This is a genomic window from Catenovulum adriaticum (genome assembly GCF_026725475.1).
In the GTDB taxonomy this organism is placed as follows: domain Bacteria; phylum Pseudomonadota; class Gammaproteobacteria; order Enterobacterales; family Alteromonadaceae; genus Catenovulum; species Catenovulum adriaticum.
This window is the reverse complement of the sequence record NZ_CP109966.1, coordinates 13,988-36,136: the sequence shown is the minus strand read 5'-3', so window position 1 is coordinate 36,136 and position 22,149 is coordinate 13,988. Positions and strand designations below refer to the sequence as shown.

Annotated in this window: 12 protein-coding genes; 5 read left to right on the top strand and 7 right to left on the bottom strand. The window is 38.6% G+C overall.

The window, feature by feature from the left end; genetic code table 11:
• Window positions 1-115 precede the first annotated feature (115 nt).
• The gene (locus OLW01_RS14135) at window positions 116-3,175 is read right to left on the bottom strand and encodes a TonB-dependent receptor (RefSeq protein ID WP_268076586.1); all 3,060 of its coding nucleotides are present in this window, start codon (window positions 3,173-3,175) and stop codon (window positions 116-118) included.
• A 457-nt stretch (window positions 3,176-3,632) separates the two neighbouring features.
• On the opposite strand from OLW01_RS14135, the gene OLW01_RS14130 reads away from it, so the two are divergent.
• Both OLW01_RS14130 and OLW01_RS14125 read left to right on the top strand, forming a co-directional pair.
• Window positions 3,633-5,537, top strand: coding sequence for a sulfatase family protein (locus tag OLW01_RS14130; protein WP_268076585.1), 1,905 nt, complete (start codon window positions 3,633-3,635; stop codon window positions 5,535-5,537).
• A 257-nt stretch (window positions 5,538-5,794) separates the two neighbouring features.
• A complete protein-coding gene (locus tag OLW01_RS14125) occupies window positions 5,795-7,708 on the top strand; it encodes a sulfatase family protein (RefSeq protein ID WP_268076584.1) in 1,914 nt (637 codons plus the stop codon).
• Between the two features lie 319 nt (window positions 7,709-8,027).
• Here OLW01_RS14125 and OLW01_RS14120 read toward each other — a convergent pair whose 3' ends face one another.
• From OLW01_RS14120 to OLW01_RS14095, 6 genes are all read right to left on the bottom strand, one after another.
• Window positions 8,028-10,646: a TonB-dependent receptor gene (locus tag OLW01_RS14120; protein WP_268076583.1), complete on the bottom strand. Its 2,619-nt coding sequence runs from the start codon at window positions 10,644-10,646 to the stop codon at window positions 8,028-8,030.
• A gap of 180 nt (window positions 10,647-10,826) precedes the next feature.
• Window positions 10,827-13,649, bottom strand: coding sequence for a TonB-dependent receptor (locus OLW01_RS14115; protein WP_268076582.1), 2,823 nt, complete (start codon window positions 13,647-13,649; stop codon window positions 10,827-10,829).
• A gap of 152 nt (window positions 13,650-13,801) precedes the next feature.
• Entirely contained in the window at window positions 13,802-14,731 is a 930-nt protein-coding gene (locus OLW01_RS14110; RefSeq protein ID WP_268076581.1) for a FecR family protein, read from the bottom strand.
• A gap of 45 nt (window positions 14,732-14,776) precedes the next feature.
• Complete coding sequence (locus OLW01_RS14105) at window positions 14,777-15,301, bottom strand: RNA polymerase sigma factor (RefSeq protein ID WP_268076580.1); 525 nt, start codon at window positions 15,299-15,301, stop codon at window positions 14,777-14,779.
• Between the two features lie 480 nt (window positions 15,302-15,781).
• The gene (locus OLW01_RS14100) at window positions 15,782-17,143 is read right to left on the bottom strand and encodes an alkaline phosphatase PhoX (RefSeq protein WP_268076579.1); all 1,362 of its coding nucleotides are present in this window, start codon (window positions 17,141-17,143) and stop codon (window positions 15,782-15,784) included.
• A gap of 196 nt (window positions 17,144-17,339) precedes the next feature.
• A complete protein-coding gene (locus OLW01_RS14095; protein ID WP_268076578.1) occupies window positions 17,340-18,806 on the bottom strand; it encodes a Ca2+-dependent phosphoinositide-specific phospholipase C in 1,467 nt (488 codons plus the stop codon).
• A gap of 527 nt (window positions 18,807-19,333) precedes the next feature.
• Between OLW01_RS14095 and OLW01_RS14090 the strand changes: the two genes are divergently transcribed.
• From OLW01_RS14090 to OLW01_RS14080, 3 genes are all read left to right on the top strand, one after another.
• Entirely contained in the window at window positions 19,334-19,879 is a 546-nt protein-coding gene (locus OLW01_RS14090) for a hypothetical protein (protein WP_268076577.1), read from the top strand.
• Between the two features lie 14 nt (window positions 19,880-19,893).
• The gene (locus OLW01_RS14085) at window positions 19,894-20,445 is read left to right on the top strand and encodes a hypothetical protein (RefSeq protein WP_268076576.1); all 552 of its coding nucleotides are present in this window, start codon (window positions 19,894-19,896) and stop codon (window positions 20,443-20,445) included.
• Window positions 20,446-21,106: 661 nt separating this feature from the next.
• Window positions 21,107-22,036, top strand: a complete 930-nt coding sequence (locus tag OLW01_RS14080; RefSeq protein ID WP_268076575.1) for a hypothetical protein — start codon at window positions 21,107-21,109, stop codon at window positions 22,034-22,036.
• The last annotated feature ends 113 nt before the right edge of the window (window positions 22,037-22,149 follow it).

The window sequence follows — 22,149 nt, the reverse complement described above, 5'->3', positions numbered from 1 at the left end:
ATGAAGTTGGAAAATGATGAGCTAGAAGAGTTTACACATTCAGCCACCTACATAAAACTGAATAAAAAAACGCCTACAAACAAATTGTAAGCGTTTTTAATGATATTAATTACAATTAAAAAGTAAATTGAATATCCGCTGTATAAGTTCGACCATCATAATTAATTCGGCTTACGTTAGCTTCATTTTGACCGACATATTCATATCGATTTTCGTTAGTTAAGTTATAACCCCGTACGCTAATTTTCGTAAAACTATTAATTTTATAAGATGCCGACATATCTAACTGACCACGAGCCTTAACACTTTTCTGGTCTGGACCACCAAAAGATTGACCGCCACTCAATAAATATTCATCGCGATAGTTATAAGCCAAGCGAACACTAAGCCCATCATTCTCATAATAAGCAATCGCATTATAAGAATTTGGTGAAATGCCAACTAAGCCTTCTTCACCATCAGTTTCGTTCTCAACGTAAGAATAGTTAAGTACCCCACCAATACCGTTCCACGGGTATGGTAAAAAGTCTAATTTTTGTTGAATCGCAACCTCGTAACCAGTCACTTCAATTTTCGATGAACCATTGAAAGTATAATCAAAATCAACGGTTCGGTTAACAATATCGCCATCTTCTTGGGTATATTCTTCTACTTGCTCACACGTAAAGGTGCCATCAGCTAAATCTGTTCTTTTTAATTCACCTGTATAGCTGGCAACAGCATCAGCAAACTCTTCACCTGGTTGCGGACAAATTTTATTAGTTGAAAAAATACCTGAAATATCTTTTTTAAACACACCTAACGAAATTGCACTACCTTCTCGGTTATACCATTCAAGTGAAAGGTCATAGTTGTTTGACTCATAAGGGTCAACATCTGCTTTAGGGGTATCTATTGTAATGCGACTTTCACTTTCGCTCACAGATAAAACAGGCGTTTGCGCTCTTAAATTGGGTCGTACTATCCCTTTGCTACTGGCCATACGTAAGATAATATCGTCAGTTAATTCAAAACTGACATTAACCGATGGTAAAACATGGCTGTAGTCTTTTGAAAAACTAGTAGGTACAGCTTCCCATTGAGTGGTCCCATCGATAAAGCTCTGATCAAATCCATCTACTGTATTTTCAGTTGATACATAGCGCGCGCCTAAGTTACCGGTATACAAAATATCGCCTAATTCACCCTCAAAGTCAGCCATGAAATAAGCAGCGGTAATATCTTGATCTGCAGTGAATTGTGTTTCCCAACGGTCTTCAACGTTATTTGTATTTCGTTCTGTTCGCGCGACAAAACCATTAGGTAATCTAATAAACTCATCTGGGTTATCACTTGCAGCAATGCGCTCATCCATGCCATTTTGCAAAACATCAACAATATGAGGCATATTCAAGCTTAACCATCCGCCGTCTGAACCTGCGCTATTTGGAATATCACCATTAAACCAAGGATTCACAGTTTCAGCTAAAATTTCATCAGAAATAAATTCATCACTAATCGCTGTATGATCAATAAAACCAGACGAAGGGGTAAAATCTTTATTTTCTAGGGTTTCCGATGAGTGACGACCACCAAAATGTATGGTGTTTACTTTTAGTCCTTCACCTAATATTTCAAAATCAACGTAACGCTTAAAATTTAAATCAATCGCGCTCATTTCACGTTTCGGGTTGTCATAACGACCTAAAATGTAAAACGATAAATTTTTAGGGTCGTTCACATCACCCACATTTAAATTGAGCGGATTGCCGGCTTTAAACGCTTGGTTATAGTCGATATCTTGCCAACCATCATATGAAATATCCATTTTGTCCAGGTCACCACGGCCAGTGTTAATAAGCGTGGTAATCCCTGTTGGTTCCACTGAATCATTAGCACTACCTTGTAACCGAAAATCAAAGCCTGTTTGATTAAAAATATTTTCAGATTCAGAATGCGAAACAATCGCATCGATAACCCAGTCGTCGCTTTGATAATCAAGATTGAAAAATACACCCTGAGCTTTTTCAAAAAAACCAAAAATTCGATTTGCTGGTACATAAGTTGCGTTTTCAAGTTTCACATTTGAAATCGCATAATTTGGAACTTGTTCGCCGTCACCGTTGGTACTATAACCGGTTAAAAACGGGACTTCGTCGCCCACCGGTATAATATAATGTTCATCCCAGTGACTTGCGGGATTTGACTGGCCGCGATTTCTAACCTCTGAGCTAATTTGTTCAAAGTTACCATCTTTTAAATCACGCTGCGTATAGAGTAAATCTACACCTAACTTTAATTTATCAGTCGCTTTCCATTCAAGGTTACCAGCAAATGAAAGCTTGTCGCCTCTGCTGACTTCTGCTAATTGCTGCACCGTTGATGAGGCCTTAACAACCGCGTTTTCTGGCAAATTGCCTGCTGCCACTTGATCTGCAAACCAATCTTCATAACCTGGGTAAACAATTTCGTCAAAAATTTCTTTGCGAGCAAATAGCACTGAATCTCGACGAAAATGCTGATCTGAATAGCCTAATTTGAATGACACAGCTAATTTATCTTTAATTAGATGCTTTGAGGCTTGCAAGCGAACTTCGGTATCAAAGCTATCATTTGATTCTTCGTAACGGGTACCAAGACTAACCGCGTAACGACCATCTGGCTTGGCAAGTGCTCTTTGCAGCTGTTTATCAACAATCCCAGCAACTCCACCTTCTTGATGTGCCGCCGTGGGCGACTTAATCACAGTTACCCCATCAAATACGCTAGCATCAAATGAACCAAAAGGGTTAGGACTACCCACCGGAGAAGCGCTTCGACTCGGGGTTGCAAAAGATTGGCCATTTGCCGTTGTTTTTACAAAGCTACCTGGAAGCCCACGCAGATTAATATCAGATGAACGTCGTTCACCTTCCCTATTTACCTGCACACCAGGAATAGCTTGTAACGCTTCACCTAAATCTAGTGCAGGTAAACTGCCTATATCAGCGGCTGAAATTGCATCAACAATTGACGGCGCTTCACGTTTAGTATTTAAAGCGTGCTCTAACGAGCTTCGAACACCAGTCACTTCAATCGTTTCAGTTTCATCTTCAGCGGCAACCGCTTGATTCATGGAACACAGTAAACCGGCCGTGCTTAGTGCGATCACAAGCTGATTTAACCTATAAGGGGTGCGAGTAGTTGACTTTGCCATACTGAATATCCTTTATTTGGATTATTGTCTATTTTTAGCACACATTTCTTAATCAACACCAATTAACATAAGAAACATATTTATAACATTAATCATTATAGACCTTATATAGTCACAATCAATCAATTTAAATAAAATTAATTTACTTTTTTATAACTAAAATTTTAAATATATGTTTTTAAAAGATATAAATTAGTATGTTAGAGGAAGTTAAATATATAAAATAATTATCAATCGTTCAGACTAAACCACAAACTGCTGATAATAATGATAAAAACGCAAATTAAATTTAGATTTTTCGCACGTTAAATCAATAAATTTTAAAAATTAGCTGTAAATTGGCACGTTTTGTTTTAGTACTATTCTTTGTAACTTAAAATAAAAATATGACTCGTTTTACGGTTTTAAGCTATTGGCTTGTTTTATTTTAAATGGAACAAATCACTGAGGATCTAAAATGGGCACGGGCTTTTTTCAAAAAAATACATTGTTTTTTATTATCATCTTAAATCTAGCCAATACTGGCTGTTCGCAACAACAAAAACTAACTAAAAAACAAATCGAAACACGTCCAAATATATTGTGGTTAACCTTTGAAGATACATCAGCTAATGAGTTGAGTATTTATGGTAATACCGATGTGAAAAACCCTAATCTTGAAACATTAGCTCAAGATTCACTTGTTTTTAAATATGCTTATTCAAACGCACCTTATTGCTCACCTGCTCGTTCAAGCCTAATTTCAGGGAGTTATGCAACAACCTTTGGAACCGATCATCACAGAGCAAAAATACAATCGCCAACTGAACGAATATTTTTTCCAGCCCTTTTACAAAAGGCGGGCTATTTCACCAGTAATAATACTAAACGAGACTATAATACACCGCTTAACAACCATGAACTTAAACAAATTTGGACAGAGTTTGACAAAAATGCAAGCTACAACAGCTTACAACGAAAGCCTAACCAACCGTTTTTCTCAGTTTATAACGCAGGCATGACACACATGAGCCGGTTGACCTCGTTTCATTTAGAGCAACGACGAGATTTCACCCTGAATGGAATACCAAGCCAAGCGCATCCAGGGCAATACCTTCCCAATTTAGAAGCGGTAAAATCTGATTATCAATTTCATTTAGAAGGTGTGTTTGATGTTGACCGCTGGCTTAAGTTTTTTATTGATGATTTAAAGCAGCAAGGTTTGTACGAAGATACCATTATATTTGTTTATTCAGATCATGGCGGCAGCTCGCCACGGGGCAAAGGCTTTATTTATAATTCAGGCACTCACGTGCCGTTGATTGTACGAGTCCCTGAAAAATATCAACATTTAATCCAAAAAACACCTAGCCAACTGATTTCTGAAGTGGTTGAGTTTGTCGATTTTGCACCTAGTGTTTTAAGCTTAGCCGGAATCAAACCACCTGCACAAATGCAAGGAAAAGCGTTTCTAGGGGAGTATGCACAAGCCCCGCAGCAATATGCTTATACTTTTAGAACCAACCAAGAAACTCATTTTGATCCGTGGCGTGGTGTTACCGATGGCCGATTTAACTATTTCAAAACTTATTTACAACGCAAACCCATCAGTTTAAGAAACGCCTTTCAATGGGGTATGCCATCCAATATGGCGCTCGATGAATTTGCCACCAAAAATCCAAACTCACAATATACACAAACCTATTATCAAATTAAGCAAACTGAATATTTATTTGACTTGAAAAATGATCCCGATGAAACCAATAACTTGGCAAATAATCCAAATTACCAACAGCAATTAAACAAAATGCGAGCTTTGGTTGATGACCATATAGCATCTTCAAATGATTTAGGATTTATTCCCGTCGCCATGAAAAATAACCAAATGTACGGAAATTGGTTTAATCCTGATTTTAGCTACCCTGATTACATAAAATTAATCAATAAGGTAAGTCGCGCAACACTAAAAGATTTAGCTTATTTTGAACAGTATTTACAATCAACTAGCCCTGTCGCTCGTTTTTGGGCTGCGAACGCGATAGCTGAACTTGCCGCTAAAAACGAATTAAAGCAAATACCAACATTTTTGCTTGCCGCAACACAAGATCAAAATTCAGCCGTAAAAATGACAGTTTATGAGGCTTTGGTTTATCTAGATCAAACCGAATATCTAACAAATTTATTGGCTAATTTAAATAATGATCACGCGATATCAGCACTTGAAACCCTTGCTTATATCAAGCCAGATGTATTCGATAGTCGTATTGATGAATTAATGCAGCAAATTAACAACGAAAAGATTCGCAGTATATTAGCTAATTTAAAACTAATCCCTCCAACGCAAGTCGCAACACAAAAATACAAAAATACAAAAAGGGATTAAAAGTAAATACTGAGCGCAGGCCCATAAAACCGTTACCATAATTTTTGCAATAGCCATGACAAGCCAACTAGAAGCAACGAGTTGCGAGCTTAAAAACAGCAGCAATAATATGTTTACTGTTCTAAAACGATTTAAACTTCAGCTTTAAAATTTAGTTAATAAAACAATATACAACTTACAATTGACAGGAGATTAAAAACCTGACAATAATTTACATACAAAATATTAATTTTAAATAAATATAGGTTATATCTTTAATGCGTTTAGCTGCTATTTTTTTGTTTGTTTTTTTATTGAGTGATCTATTTAAAAGCCAAGTATACGCGGCTGAGGTTGCAAAACAGAAACCTAATTTTCTATGGCTAGTTTCAGAAGACAATTCATATTTTTTTTCACGTCTATACAATAAACAGGGTGCAAAAATGCCAAACATTGAAGCTTTGGCTAAAGATGGACTTGTTTTTAATAATGCTTTTTCCAACGCGCCCGTCTGCTCAACTGCCCGTTCAACCTTGGCTACCGGTGTTTATGCTTCAAAAATTGCTTTAAATTATCACAGGCGTTATACCGAGAGCGAATTACCAGAGGGTGTGCAACCAATAGCTCAGCTATTAAAACGCGAAGGTTATTTCACGAGCAATAATGCTAAAAATGACTTTAACTTTATTGAATACAAACATGATCCAGTGTGGGATAGCTCATCAAATAAAGCCAGTTGGAAAGATCGAGCTCCCAAGCAGCCGTTTTTTCATATGCAAACCTTCACAACCACACATGAGTATAACCTGCATTTTCCTGCAACTGATGTCAATAATAAGCCGACAAAACACCAACCAGATTCAGTTAAATTGCCAGCTATTTACCCTGACACAAAACTATTTAGATACACCTTTGCTCGATATTTAGACCAACATCAAATTTTAGACAAACAAATTGGCCAATTAATTAAGCAATTAAAAGCAGATGGCGAGTTGGAAAACACCTTTATTTTTTACTTTGGCGATCATGGCGGCGTGCTCCCTGGCACAAAAGGTTATGTTAATGACCTTGGTTTACATATCCCGCTAGTCGTGCGCATCCCCGAAAATTACCGAGAGTTACTGCACCCTAGTATAGGAACATTAGAAAACGCCCGCGTTAACGGTTTTGTCAATTTTGTCGATTTCGCACCAACTTTACTCAAATTAGCGGGCGCTGAAGCCAATCCGTATCATGATGGTAAGGCTTTTTTAGGGCCTGATGTAACCTTAAAAAAACTAAACCAACGGGATTCAAGCTTCGCCTACGCAGATCGATTTGATGAAAAACTAGATATGGTTCGTACCTTGCGAAAAGGTAATTTAAAGTATGTCAGAAACTATATGCCGTACATTCCAAACTCATTGTTTAACCAATATCGTTACCTTCAGGCTGCTTATCAAGAATGGAAAAACCTATACCAGCAGCAAAAATTAAACCCTGTACAAGCTGCTTTTTTTAAAGCAAAGCCAGCAGAAGCTTTGTACGATATTTCGGTCGATCCATTTGAAACAAATAACTTAGCAAATCAACCAAATTATCAAACTCAATTAGTTAAACTTAGAGAAAACCTCAACAACAAACTAAAGTCTATGCCTGATTTAGCATTTTACCCTGAATCTTACTTAGCTGAATATGCATTCAACAGCCCTCGCAAGTTTGGTGATAAAAATCGCTCAGAAATCACTCAATTGATAGACATAGCCAACCTACAACTATTAAATTGGCAACAAGCAAAACCTCAGTTAATGAAAGCGCTGAACTCAAATATGCAGTGGCGACAATATTGGGCACTAATAGGTTTTACCCACTTTGCAGAACAAGCGAGTGATCAAGTTGATCAAATTAATAATTTGCTCGCTCATCCAAATCCAGTGATCGCAGCCCGCGCAGTAGAATTTTTAACATTAGCAACCGATTACAATCCAACTACTCTGATACCTCAGTTAATTGAGCGTACAACAGATACATTATCTGCGCTTGAAATTATGAATATTGCGACCGTATTGCATGACCTAGAGGGTTATACCTTTGATATTAAAGCAAAACCCGAGTGGCACCAAGCCACTAAAGCTGATAAAAATCAACACCTGCAAGGGGTGACACATTATTGGACTTCAAATCGTATCCAATATTTAAATCAAAGCTTGTAAAAATAAGCTGTAACTCACAGCCAAGGTTATTTTTGTTTAGACTTGGCTGTATGCTTAATTTGAACTGAGCTCAAATTGTGTTAGATTTTATCACGCTCGCCTAAAACATAAATAAAGTCTCACCCTAAAGATAAGCCGATGATGTTCATTTTACTAAAGATGGATACAAATACTTAGGATTACAAGTAGCTCAAACAATTGAAGCACAACTGCTTTAACGTAAGCTGATTTGTGTTTAACCGACATTTTTTAGCTAAAAACAATTTGTAAAAAGGCGCTTCTCAGCGCCTTTTTTGTGAGTTCTATTCAGTTGTTAATATTAAAACTTAACATTAACCCCGAGGGCAACACGCTTGCCGTAGTGATCGATACGACCCCCGCGTTGTTTGTCGTCAAAATAGGTTTTAATGCTCTCGTCAGTTAAGTTAACGGCTTCAACCGACAAACTAATGCTATTAGACAATGTATAAGTTACGTTCATGTCTAGCGTACCAAAAGCATCTTGATACTGATCTGCAACGGTACCTACGCCATTACTTACTAAAAATGCATCGCGCCAGTTATAACCAATACGGGCCCCAAAGTCTTCATATTCATAAAACACGACAAAATTGCTGCTGTTTTCTGATAGGCCAGCAATCGGTTGTGCCACTAAAACATCATCTTGGGTCACTTCGACTTGGCTATCAACATAAGTGTAATTCGCTTGCACCCCTAAGCCGTTAAATGGTGCTGGGAGTGACGAAAATACTTGTTGGTAAGCTATTTCTAGCCCTGTTATATCGCCTTTACCTGTGTTAAACGGCGCGCTTAAAATAACGTCGGTGCCGTTAACATCTAGCATTTGTGCTTGCTTAGAAATAAATGTTGTGATGTCTTTGTAGAATAAACCCGCTGATACGTATGCGTCTTGATCAAAGTACCACTCTAGTGATAAATCATACTGCAAAGCTTGATAGGGATTAAGTAGAGGGTTACCACCGCTAGCGGTTGGCGCATCTGTGCTGAAAGTTAAGCCTGGACGTAAATCAGGTAATGATGGACGCGTCATAACTTTAGCAAATGCAGTCCGTAAAATAACCTCGTCGCTAAGTTCAAAGTTAATATTAGCGCTTGGTAGTAATTCGTTGTAAGCATTTTCAAAAGCAACCGCTTGAGGACTATCGTCAATCACACTGGTGCCCGATGGGTTTTGCTCCGTACGAACCATACGTAAACCAATGTTACCAAATACAGGTAAACCTGCTGTTGATTCGATATTCGATTGTACGTAACCTGCGTATACATTCTCTTCTACAACATAGGAGTTGCGCTTATCGCCTGCGGTTAATGGTTGTTCAAGTAATGAACTGGCAAAAAAATCTGAGAAGTAGGCTGATTCTTTTGGTACCGCCCACTCACTTGGATAATTACCGCTGACGTTACTTGCAAAATCGCTGACTGGGAAGTTTTCAAAATAATCATCAGAGAAAAACACCCCATCAATACCGTCAGATACACGAATATCTCGGCGATTATATTCACGCTCACGCTGGCGAATATTTACCCCAAATTCTACGCTAGAAATAACCCCACTTAGGGTATGTTCAATATCTAATTTAAGTGCATTGTCAGAATCGGATACGTCTATGGTTCGGTACTCAATACGACGGCCCGGGAAATTGCTAGAATCGCTAATATCGACCGGAAAACTAAAGCTTGGTGCTTGTTCAAATCCAGCGCTGTAATCAAAATCAACTGCTTGGTCTGTTAACCGAATGCGGGTTCGACGAATAGGGGCAACCGTTTCACTGTCGGCGTTTGATAAACTAATATCCGTTGATACACGCCAATCGTCCCATGTCCAAGTGTTATTCATGGCTAAAGTTAAGTTAGCATGTTCAGATTCTGAGCTTTCGCGTGATAGCTGTAAGTTGGTTCCAAGGGCTTTACCCGCTAATAAAGAATCACCCACCACCACTGGGTTTTGTACTTCACCGCCTAACTCAATGTCGATACCAATTTCATCAAACGCAACATTGAATTGTGACCAAAGTAAATCAATGTTCATTTCGTGATTGTCACTGCTTTGCCATTGCAAAGCGGCAGCTAATGATTGACGATTTCTGTCTTGGCGTTCAAGCGTTGGACGATTACGCTGCGGTGCAAACGCTTGGTTTAAATCAGCGGTTTCACCTGTTGCCGCATTTAATGCGCCTTGAATCCAATTAAAGGTAAAAACACGGTCTTGACGAATTTCGCGATCAGAATACGCAGCCGATACGAGTAAACCAAAATCTTCATTTTCGTTTACCCAGCTATATATACCCGATAAGCGAGGATCCATACTATCAGATAAATCTGAATGACTTACTTGTGCCGTGGCAGAAGCAGAATTACCAAGGTCGAGTGGTTTAAAGGTTTTAATATTAACCTGACCACCAATTGCACCCTCTTCCATACTAGCCGATGGTGATTTAACCACTTCTAGGCCTGCAATTAGATCTGATGGTAATACGTCATACCGGAACTGACGGCCGTTTTGACCGCTATTTTCAACATTTTCGTTAATCGCGATATTTCGGCCATTTAACTGTGTTGTTTGAAAATTGGGCCCTAAACCTCGTACGCTAACCCCTAAACCTTCACCTCGGTCACGGGCAATTTGCACACCAGGAACTAATTGCAAAGCTTCAGCAACATTTGATGATGGGAACTTACCAATGTCTTCTGCTGAAATTGCATCAACCACGTTATCTGAGCCTTGTTTAATATCCATCGCCCGCGCCAAGCTGCCTGAATAAGTGCCATAGCTAACCACTTCTTCAATGATTTTTTCTTCATCTGCCTGTGCGGTGGCCGAAAATGACAAAACGGTCACCATCGCTAAACAGATAGGCTTTAGCGATGTGTTAATCGGCGATTGTGGTTTTTTAGCTGCGTCTTTCTTGTTTATCACGGTAGTGTTCCTTAAATTGAATACGTTTAATTTTTTGTGATTCCGTTATCAAAGACGACTAGCAACTTAAAAAAGGACAAAATAAATAATGACAGTTTTGTGGCAAGTTAGAAAACGCCTATCTCATATTTTTTAGGTTAGGCGTAACTTTTAGATTAGGTTTACGTGGGGAGTAAAAAATTACCAATCAAATTTAACACTCATCGACCAGCTACGATCAATATGGTGGATGCTGCTTAGCGAGTCTTGTTCATTGGCGTTTAAATAACGGCGCAGCGGTCGAGCTAATAGGTTATTGCCATGTAAGGATATATTGCAGTGTTCGTTAATTTGATAACCCAACAATAATTGCAACGCGTGAGTATCATCAACCCAAGTATCAGGCGCATCAGTTGTTGATAATGCTTCCAAGTAGTGCTCACGGTAACTATAACCCAGACGCATAAACCAAGGCTCAGCCTCGTAAAAAACGTGTAGGTTTATCCCCAGAGGTGACACCCCTTCTAAATTATATTGCTTAGCCTGAACTTGCGAGGTTGAACGGGTTTTAGAGTGCGCGAGTGTCAATGTGGCTTGATAACCAAAGCCATTCATAAAGCTGCTATTCGCCCCAAATTCCCAACCCGTCACCCATGTGTCAGCGCCATTTATTGGTTGACTTAAATGATAAACGACACCATCAATTTCCTGTTCAAAAGACTCTAAGCTAATAATGCCATATAGACGTTTTTTAAAATATTCCGCATACACATTAGCGTTATCTGCATAATACCAATAGCTACCTAAATCCCATTGATACCCTTCAATAGGTTGCAAATCGGGATTGCCAGCACTGGCTAACAATACCCCATCGGTTGAGTTAACCGTTAGCCGAGGATTTAAATCTGTATAACTGGGCAATGATAAGCTTTTAGCCGCCGAAAATTTTAGTTGAATTGCCTGACTCAAGCTCAGTTTGAGTTTAAAATCGGGTAACAAATACGCATAATGTTTGCTGCGAGCCTCTGTGAAGTTTCCTTGAGGCGACCACTGAAATATGCTTTCAATTTGATTATTCCAATGGTACCAGCGCGCACCTAATTGTCCTTCTATATTGGCTATTTTCTTTGCTGAAAAATCAATTTGGCTAAACAAGGTCGAAACCTCATCTACAATGCGATAGCTGTTGCGCTTGTCTTTGTCTGTCAACTCTCCAAATATAAGATCATCGCTATAATAGCTTTGTATGTCAGAGCTGGGAACCGCCCAACCCGCGCTAGGCGGCTGCTGTAAATAATCCGTCAAAAAATCATTTCCTGCAAATTCATCAACCCAGTTATATTGCGTAGAATACTGCGTAAGTCGGCTTTTATTTACCTTTAAATCTTGCCGTTGATAACCACGGTGTTGTTTACGCCAGTTAAAACCAAAGCGACTGGCACTAATAAATTGTGATGGATATTGACGAGCAATATTCAATCGCCATGCGTTTCCTTTGTCTAACACGTCTATCATTCGCGCACTCACATGTTCTAGCGCACTAAAATCTGTTTGCAATCGCGGAAAATCCTCAAAATAAATATGAGTTTTAGCGCGCTTATGATTGCCCATATCGTATGAAAAAGAACGACTGTTACTTAGCAAACGAGTTCGGCGTATAGGACTGTCAGTAATACTGGTTGCACGAGTAAATGCAATTGAACTTTGTAATCGCCATTGATCAAGGCGAGTGTCTAAATTTAATATGCTAATGGCGTTGATATGCTGTCGAGTTGAGGTTTCTAGCGCGCTTTTTCCCTCAATATTACTAAACTCAGCCGCCACTAATATATCGTTTTTTACCGAAGACGTTATCAACTGTTCGGCTGAATCTAACCTCGCTAACAGCCGCTGTTCGTTAAATTCGGAAGTAAGATGGTATTGATAATACTCAGCGCCAAGCAAAGTATTTGGCGATATTTGCCATTGACCCGCTATGCCAATATTCATATTTCTCCGCTGTTCAGATTCTAGCGTGATCGCCATGCGGTTACTGGGTAACAGTACGTCTGAATCTAACGTGGGTAGCCAATAGCTGTTACCATTTGTATCCCACTCCCAAGTTTGCAATGTTTGTTGTTGAATTTTTCGCTCATTAAATCCTGCCGACAGGGCGATACCCATATTATTTTGTTTGTTAACCCAGCTTGATAACACATTAATTTTTGGTGAATAGCCTGCGCTGCGATGCGTGTAATCTAACGCAATTTCACCCACTAATTTTCGATTACCTAAGTTCAACGGCTGAATAGTTTGAATATTGATGGCAGTTCCAAGCCCACTGACCAAATTGGTTACATCCCCATTTTTAGCAATGTTAACGCGACCAATATTGGCGGCGGACAGTACATCAAAGCGAAATACGCGTCCTGATTGTCCGCTGTTTCTAACGTTTTCATTGATCGCAAGTAAATGGCCATTTAGCGTTGTAGCATGATAATCGGGCCCCAATCCTCGGCTACTAATAGCTAATCCTTCACCATAATCCCGGCAAATATTCACACCTGATAAATACTGAAACGATTCAGCCAAATTATTGGTCGGCAAGGCCGTGAGCCCAGCATAATCAATATCATCAGCAAATGCGATTGACTCGCGTTGCTTGTTCAGTGCGTTTTGCATGTTGTTGTGAGACGCATTGGCAAATGAGCTAATGGCGTTAGATTGCCTTTTACCGGAAATAATAATTTCTTCGATGGATGGTTTAGTTTGTTTTTTCGCCACGAGTGGAATTTGCACAATAGGCCTTAAAATTACACCTGACTGGGTGATTTGCACACTAACGTCATTGTCGGCAAATAGTTTATTAAGCAATTGCAAAAGCGTAAAGTGGCCCTGAATGGTCGAATGCTGTAATCCAGATATCGTCGAGGCATCGGCGATAAAGGCGATATTATAGATTTCTGCAAGCTTTTCTAACGAACGTTCTATTGAATTAGCGGATAAATTTACTTGAACGCGCTCAGTCTTATCAGGATGATTCACTTCAGCAAACACTGGCAGAATGATTATAAACAACAAAAATATTAAAACTAAAGCCACACAAGGCAGCACATGCAATCGCCTTATGTGATTGTTGAGTTGGTAAGAAGGTTTAAATCTCAACCAATAAACGACACTCGTTTTCATTTATTACATTAGATTTTAGGTGTTAAATAGCGCGACTTACCTGTTACCAGGGCATCGAGTTGATATAGTTCGCGTAGTAAACTGATATTTCCTTCCATATCATCTAACTTAAAGGTTGCGGTGACTAACTTGTGGTTAAGCACAGGGTCAAGATACAAGGGGTGTTCGGCATAACGGTTTAGCTTCTCAATCACTTGTGCGAGTTTAACATTCGTAAAACGCAATTGACCTTGCTGCCAATCTACCCCATTTTCAAAATTAAATTGGCTCTTTGCCTCGCTACCATCCGATGTAAAAGCGACCTTATCGCCTGCTAATAATTGTTGGCGTATGTCATTAATATCTCTAACCTCAACCTTGCCTTCATAAACATTAACAGCGACGCTGTCTTTGGTCTGGTCAACGTTAAACTGTGTGCCTAACACGGTAATTTTGCCGTTTTCAGTAATAACGTTAAAAGGCTTATTAACGTTTTTGGCAACATTAAAATAAGCTTCACCGGCAAGTAAAGTAACATTGCGTTGATGCTCAGTGTATTGCACTTTAATTTTGCTTGCTGCATTTAAGGTAACGACGCTTTCATCGGCTAAAGTCACTGTTTTTGTTTGCGCAATGCCCGAACTATACGCTTGCTGATTAACCGATTGCTGCACAATAAGCTGATTATCGGTTTTATAAAAAGATGTTAGCCCAAATACCACTACAAGCAGTACGCTGGCGGCGACTGAAAACGTTCGCCAATATGATGACTTGCCTCCATGCGCTTGCCTGCATTTTTGCTCACTGGTAAACGCATTTAATGCTACAACATTATTTTTTTCATCAACAATAGATTCACTTTCCAACGCTTCTTGCAAAGCTGGATCTAATAAAATAGCCTCTAATAAACGCTCTTCATTTTGTAAAAATTGTTTTTTATCTGCGTCAGATTTATTCATATATCTTCCTAAAAGCCATACGGACTAGACTGTATAAATTCGGTTTCATTTTTCTAGCTCACGCGCGATAGCGGCTTTTAAGTGTGTTAACATGCGCGTAATGTGTTTATTAACGGCTTCTAATGACAAGCCCATTTCTTGGCAAATTTGCTCTTTGCTCTGACCTTTGATTCGATAACGAACAAATACATCGCGTCGAGTGCTAGGCGTATCTTTTAGAATTTTTTGATAAATAACCAAACGCTGTTGGTAATCTATTAGCGTGTCTAAATCAGATTTTTTACATTCTGGCTCTTCTAACATTGCTTCGTGTTGCTTAAAAGCGCTGCGACTTTGATCGATGATCAAATTTTTGGCGACCCGCTTGGCATAACTTTGCGAGTTATGAATGTGATCTTTTTGGTTAAGCTCCATCATTTTAAGACAAGTATCCTGGTAAATATCATCAACATCGGATTCTTGCTGCACAAAGCGTCTAATATAACCTTTAAGCTGTTTACTCCAGCCAAGGTCACTTGCATTAAAAAAGGCAAGATGCGTTGTCATAACTTGATCTTCATTTTTCTTCATTCCTAACTACGAAGCAGCTAACGCTTATGCCATCAATACGGTGCAGCAATTTGCAAACATTATGACCACCGTTTATTAAAACAATATGAATTAGCTCAACCTCTTTCGGGCTTTACTTTTCACCCCATTAAAAAATGCATCCAAACCTTAGACTACATTCAAATTTTGCGTAAACCTTGTGACAAATGGGATGACGGCGTGTGTATCTAACTTTGATTTAAACGCCACTTTTTAAGTCAGATATATAGGTAACGATTGGTGAAGAGATATTAGGACAATTTATTTTGAATAATTTAAGATAACGCTGGTTTAAAAAAGAACGCACATCGACTGAACTTATGCTGTGACAAGATTAACGCCACCTAAATAACGTTAATCTTATAAACTTGATTGGCTGGCTATCGCTCCCGGTTTTAATATCACCACCAGGTTCAATCACTGGCCTTTCGGATTACAGAAATAGCTTTTCGCATTCATGTTTTAAATCTTATCCCAAGGCCCTTTAATGGCTAAGGTTTTTGCGGGCGAATAAATATTAACAAATAAAGTTTGCCCATCAGGAGAAAAACAAGCGCCGGCTGTTTCTGTTTGTGTGCGTAAACGTGCAAATGCATAAAGCTCACCTTGCGGGGTGACACCACGAATATGATTATCAACAAAAAGCGTATATTGATCTTCACAAACCAATAAATGGCCTTGCGGCGTTACCGTTAAATTGTCGCCAAAATCAAATAAAGATTTATCAGCACTTTCTAAAAAGAGTTGAATACGCCCAGGCTGATTTATCTCTTGCGCTGTTCCTTCAAAAGCTGATGGTTGATAGCGCATAATTTGCCCTAATTTTTTTGCACCACCATTTGAGCAACAAAAGTACAACTCGTTATCAGCCCAGTGAATCCCCTCACCGCGAGCAAATAAGGCTGCGCCTTTTTCGTAACCCTGTTTGCGTAAATCGTCATCTGGGCTTTCGGGGTTAGACAAATTAATCCAATGTGCATCCTGCCAATTAAATAACGCCAGTTCTGGACGCTCCCAGTTGCGGCTATCAAACCTAGATTGATTAACAATCGCTAACGCTTGCAACTGCCCACCATCCGCTAATTTGCCGAACGTTTTAGGTATAAAACGATAAAACAAACTGTCGTCGCGATCTTCTGTTAAATAGACAATTCCAGTTTTAGGATCAACGACTGCAGCCTCGTGATTAAAACGCCCCATAGCTTTTAACGGTTTAGCATCCACTGGAGAAGTTGCTGTTGCTGGCACTTCAAATACATAGCCATGCGCTTTACTTATATCACCATCCGGTAAAATGACGCTTTCTTCACAAGTTAACCAAGTATTCCAAGGTGTAACACCGCCAGAACAATTGCGCACTGTACCTGTCAAACTAACAAATTCTTGTTCTACCATTTGCGTTTGAACATTATAAATAATAGATGTAGTGCCGCCTGGCAGCGCAATACCATTAGCAAAAGTATCGTAAGCCTGTAAAGAGCGGTGCTGCTGTATAGAAGTTGGCTGTTTATCAATATGCTCAGGTAGTAACTCATGATTACGAATTAACACCACACGCTGTTCATCTAACGCAAAACATCCCATGCCATCAGCACGCCCAGGTACAGCCAAACCATCCGACATAGGCGTGTTTTCTTTTGAAATAACCTTGTAGCTAAAACCAGCTGGTAAATCGAGCAAACCGTTAGGGTCTGACACTAACGCGCCATAACCTTTGCTCATTTTATTAACGATACTGCTTTTACTGCGACCTAGGCTACAGCCTGTTAAACCCGCAAATGCTAAAGCCCCCATACTGACGGTAAATTGTCTTCTTGTAAGCATGTAAATTTCCGATAATTCATTCTGAGTAAGCACTCATCTAAAATGAGCAACAATATGTCTATTTAACGAATTTAAACTTAAAAATAGGACATAAAAAAAAATATAATAACAGCCCAACATTAATCGCCTGCTTTGGCTGGATCTTGCACAAGGGCAAAATCAATCCGCAATATTATCGAAAGCGGCTACTGCAACCCTAAAAACTCCCTTGAAAACCAGACGCAGAACGAACCGTGCCAATGTTTTCCAGCGTAAATTGGCCTGAGCTTAACGTATTGTTCCAATAACGTAGGTTAGAGAACAAAACTTTCACTTTATTATTGCCGTGTGAGCTCGCCGCTAAACCTTGGTATTTAAGACTGTATGAAAAACAACGACTCATAATAGTTGTCCAGCTAATGCCGTCGCGCGAGCCCTGCCCTAATACACATTGACCATTGTCATACACATCCATTTTCACATAGGTTAAATCTTCCTGCGCAATACCCGACGCATCGCTAATCGTAACGTTTTTCGAACCTGAATTATTGCCGTAATAATCACGATACTGCACTGCCAATTTATTATTATCGGCCAAGCGGCAAACTGCAAAATATGGACTATCATCCGACAATGCTGCCCGCGCCATCACGCAACCTTTGGCAAATTTATCAACATGACTACTCGGGACGTTAATGGCGGTTTGCCATCGACCATTAGCCGTGCCTTTATTTTGATACTGAAAACTAAAATGATCTTGGCTTCCCCAAATGTCTTCAGAGTTGACTTTAATGCCAATAATCGAATCGGATTCTTGATTAGAACTGCAATTTCGATTAATACAAGTGAATGGGTACCCATAACTATTATGGGTTTTAGCCCAAGTATCTTGTACATAATTGACTTTATCTGTTGCAATATGATGAACCCAAGCGTTTTTTGCGTTGATAAATCCGCTTGAATTGTTCACCACATAACGACGGCTAACAAAATTGTTGATGTGAATATGACGCCCTAACGATTGGCTAGTATTATCGGTATTAAAAAATATTTTACTTGAGCTATCCACATCACTATTGCTATCAACACTAGCCGAAGTAAAGCCAAGGCGATTTGAACGGCCATCGGCATAACTGGGGTCTGTGATTACAAACATCCATTTGCCTTTGAGGCTACTTAACGTTGGCCAATTGCAACTGCCCGTTACCGCTTGCTTTAAATTATTTGCGTTTGGACACGCGTTGTATAAATCACTTGGTTTTAGAATATCGTTGGGATTAATGTAGCTTTTAATGAGATTATCTAGATCTTGCGCAGTTTGACCGCTAGAAAAACCATCTTTAATATCAAACCAAACGGTTACGACTTCATGTTGTGGAATTTGCTGATCAAAAATTTGTAACTCACGTAAACAGTTGCTGAACTTATCGCAGTTTGTACCTGTATCAAACACGGGTGTGTGATAAACATACCAGTCTCTTGAAATGCCAGCTCGGCCAATTTTACCGCGAAACAGATCAAACTCAATGGAACGTATACGATGAAAAACCAGTTGGTCCAAAATACCTTCGTCACGTGAGTAACTATTATGTGATGATTTTTGCGTGACCTCATTATAGCGTAAATTGGCCTGGGCCGTTGTGTTAAGTAAAAGCAGCAAAGCTGCCATCAATAAAGTTTTCATGTTTATGTCCTAGTTGTGAAAGTCACTTAGAAGACGAACCATTTCGGCTAATTAAGACAAATTTTGTTATGACAATTTAGTGACAGAATATTAGGTACATCAGACATATAACATTGCAGAGTTGCGTTAGAGTGACGGTTAAGGTGCCGACCACAGGTAATTAATATTTTTCAATTGATTCTGGATTAATGCGAACTTGCTTTTTATCGTAAAAATTGTGGTCAACGTTAATTTAAAATAAACTAAGTCATTAAAATTAATTATTTTTATGAACATATTGACAGCTCAGCAGCCACCTGTGTGAATATGTAGTGGCAAATTAATCTAGCGACTGTATTCACAGAATACAGCCCAAAGCGACTTTGTGTTTAAGTGCAAACACAATGTAGACAGCAAACCTTACAGCCTAATACCCAGCAACTTCATTAAACATTAACCCCAAAATCAATCAAATTAAACCCTTTACAATCACAACAATTTCATTACAATCAGAATCTTTAAATATTACAAGTAAAAGGAATTATACATTGAAGCATAAATTGCTAGCCTCGTTTTGTTTACTCGCATCAGTCACATTAACAGGCTGTCAAACCACCCAAACCCCTTACGAAGTAAGCTCATCGCTCACATACAAAAAAGGAAAACCCCTTAGTTCTTATCATTTAGGTGTGACAGAAGAAAAAGTAAATGACCAAATTTATCACGTTACAGTGAAGTTAACAGGTACGAGTAGTATCGTTCGTGCTAAAGATATGTTTTATTTACATGCGGCTAACCTTGCGCTCAGCCATAACTTTGAAAAGTTTGTGATTGAAAAAAGAAAAAGCGGCAAATGGTGCTATGGCACAGAAACCCGTTATACAAAGCAGCGTTCAACATCGGAAGCTGGGCCTCGATATTCTGGTTTTGTGCTGTTAATACACGATAAAAAACAAGTCGCTAGCAAACAAAAAGTTCAAATTGCAAAAAATATAAAAAAAATTGCACAGCCAAGAGTAGAAGCTACGATTGACGAAGCAAGCATGATTAAAAATGAAGAGCGATACCTTAACGCTTGTGATAAAATTAATTAAAGGCCTGTACAGTCATGAATTTTTTAAAATCAAGTTGCCTTTGCATAGCCATTAATATTGTTGGCTGTGCTTATTCACCAGCGCCTTATCAAGTGGTTGACTCCCTCCCCTATAAACACGGTTATATGGCAGGCTTTTATAAAACAGGTGTTACAGAAGAAGTTGTAAAAGCCAAACATTATTACAAAATCACGGTAAAACTTGATAAAGGTAGTAGTAAAAGTCGAGCTGAGAGTATGTTGTTATTCCATAGCGCAAAATTAGCGCAGCAAAACGGCTCAACTGGTTTTACCATCAAAAAAATTAGAAATACGGTTTGGTGTGGTTATTCGTCAAACGAAGGAAAAGCGCCGTATGTCGCTAATAGTGGCCCTTTTTCAAGTGCCTTTATTACGCTTATCCAACCCACAACACCTGCTAAAATGTTGAATAGAAAAACCTACCGTACGGCAGAAACCATAACGCAGAATGAGCATACTGTATTGCAAGGAGAGTCTAAACAGGATGCTAAATTTAATCAAAAAGCCAATAATGAAGCCTGTTCTGCGCGGCTAAATAATGCCTAATAAAAGTATAGTTATCGTCCACCAGCAAAGCTGGTGTAAATGAGCACGTTAAATGAGTGCTGTTCAAGTGCAGACGCATGCATATGAGAAGCTCCTAGACCGATAAAAACTATCTTTCATAGAATGAACTAGAAACGGAGACAAGTCTCGGAAGTGTCTCTAAAAAATGATGCTTCCACGACTGCTTCGAGCAAACCGTATAATTTATAAATGACTGATTTATAAATGACAGCCACCTATAAAAATAAATAAAAACAACATAATATAGACATCACCAGTTGCTTGATAATCTAATTTAAAATTAAATTGGTTGTGTCGTGTTTTTTGCTTGCTGTTTGTTTATATTTAGCATTTAAATTGATTTAGCTGGTCTTAACCCAAAAATAGCTGTGAAGTGGTAAAATTGGCGGTGGCAAGTGATTGCAAGCCAAATGTTAAATTACCCCCCATGAAAAGAGAAACTTGAGGGCATTTGAGCAATTATAGTTAATGGTAAGTGCTGTTAGCTTTTTAGTAAACATTGAAGTTGAGTTCTAAATATTAAAAATAGACCAAATCAGCGCCCGAAATTTTGGTATTTTTAGAAGTGAATGTCATTGTAATTTACTCTATTTTGTCTGCTGTTTTTAGCCTAAATTTATAATAAATAAAAAGAGAAAATGTGCGAAAATATTTAAATAGTTCAATAATAACAGGGCATAAGTCTTACTGGGCGACCCATTTTTGTTCATTTTTTGAATGCCTTCACTATCATACATTAGAAGAATCACCTAACAAGCTGAGAAATTACCCTAATTGGACTCTGTCTGATTATCGCGGTCATATACCAAACAACTTTTTTCATTTTTTAAAGCGCTGGGTGAGAAACTGGGGATTTCAGTATTTCATGGTGAACTATCTGAATCAGAAAGTAGGAAACTATATTGTTGAAGAATTGTTAGATAAATTAAGCTATGAATTTGGTGCCCATTTCTCCCGTGACCTAGATAAATACTGGTTTTATGTTTCAGGTGGAGATTCAAAGCTTAGTGACGATTTAAGTGGCAGATTTGATTCAATATTCCCCAAAAAAGCTGGCTTGTTGCCCCCTGAAATGAAAACGGTTATTCGAAATTCTGATTTATGCTTAGTGTTGAAAAATACTAAAGAAAACGTAAACGTGGGTATATTCGGCGAAGTTGAAGGCAATAAAGGTTATAAATTAACAACGAATACATTTTGGAACAATAAATCTGATTATTGTGTTTTTGCTATTGGTGTAGAAAAAGGCAGCAGTAAAGAATGTTACATTGATGTATTTGATTATAATGGCGCCCCTAAAGTAAATATTATATTTGAAGCAGATCACTATGTAGTTAGAGACTTTCATATAGTACTTGGGGCAATGGAAAATTTATTTCAAAATGGACCAAGAGCACATTTTGATCCTCTTGAAGAGGAGTTCGGCTTTTTTATAAATCGAATTAAAATGAATTGGGATCAGCCTGTTAGTGACATCGTTGATTTCTTTTATAAATTCATAGATTACAATGATTATATAGGTGAAGTTGATGGCACGTTGCCATTTATGTCAAGTATTCAGCCTGATTAAACGAGATAATCGGATAGCCGAGAGCGTTTCATTTAATAATTACTCGTTAGGATAATGAACTTTTATTCACCCATCTCTGAGTGAATAAAAGTGTCTGGTTTTAGACATACCAT

Excerpts from the sequence above, each read along its gene's own strand:
- OLW01_RS14095 (WP_268076578.1), bottom strand. The coding sequence starts at position 18,806 with ATGAAAACTTTATTGATGGCAGCTTTGCTGCTTTTACTTAACACAACG.
- OLW01_RS14105 (WP_268076580.1), bottom strand. The coding sequence starts at position 15,301 with ATGAAGAAAAATGAAGATCAAGTTATGACAACGCATCTTGCCTTTTTT.
- OLW01_RS14125 (WP_268076584.1), top strand. The coding sequence starts at position 5,795 with ATGCGTTTAGCTGCTATTTTTTTGTTTGTTTTTTTATTGAGTGATCTA.
- OLW01_RS14135 (WP_268076586.1), bottom strand. The coding sequence starts at position 3,175 with ATGGCAAAGTCAACTACTCGCACCCCTTATAGGTTAAATCAGCTTGTG.
- OLW01_RS14100 (WP_268076579.1), bottom strand. The coding sequence starts at position 17,143 with ATGCTTACAAGAAGACAATTTACCGTCAGTATGGGGGCTTTAGCATTT.
- OLW01_RS14085 (WP_268076576.1), top strand. The coding sequence starts at position 19,894 with ATGAATTTTTTAAAATCAAGTTGCCTTTGCATAGCCATTAATATTGTT.
- OLW01_RS14130 (WP_268076585.1), top strand. The coding sequence starts at position 3,633 with ATGGGCACGGGCTTTTTTCAAAAAAATACATTGTTTTTTATTATCATC.
- OLW01_RS14110 (WP_268076581.1), bottom strand. The coding sequence starts at position 14,731 with ATGAATAAATCTGACGCAGATAAAAAACAATTTTTACAAAATGAAGAG.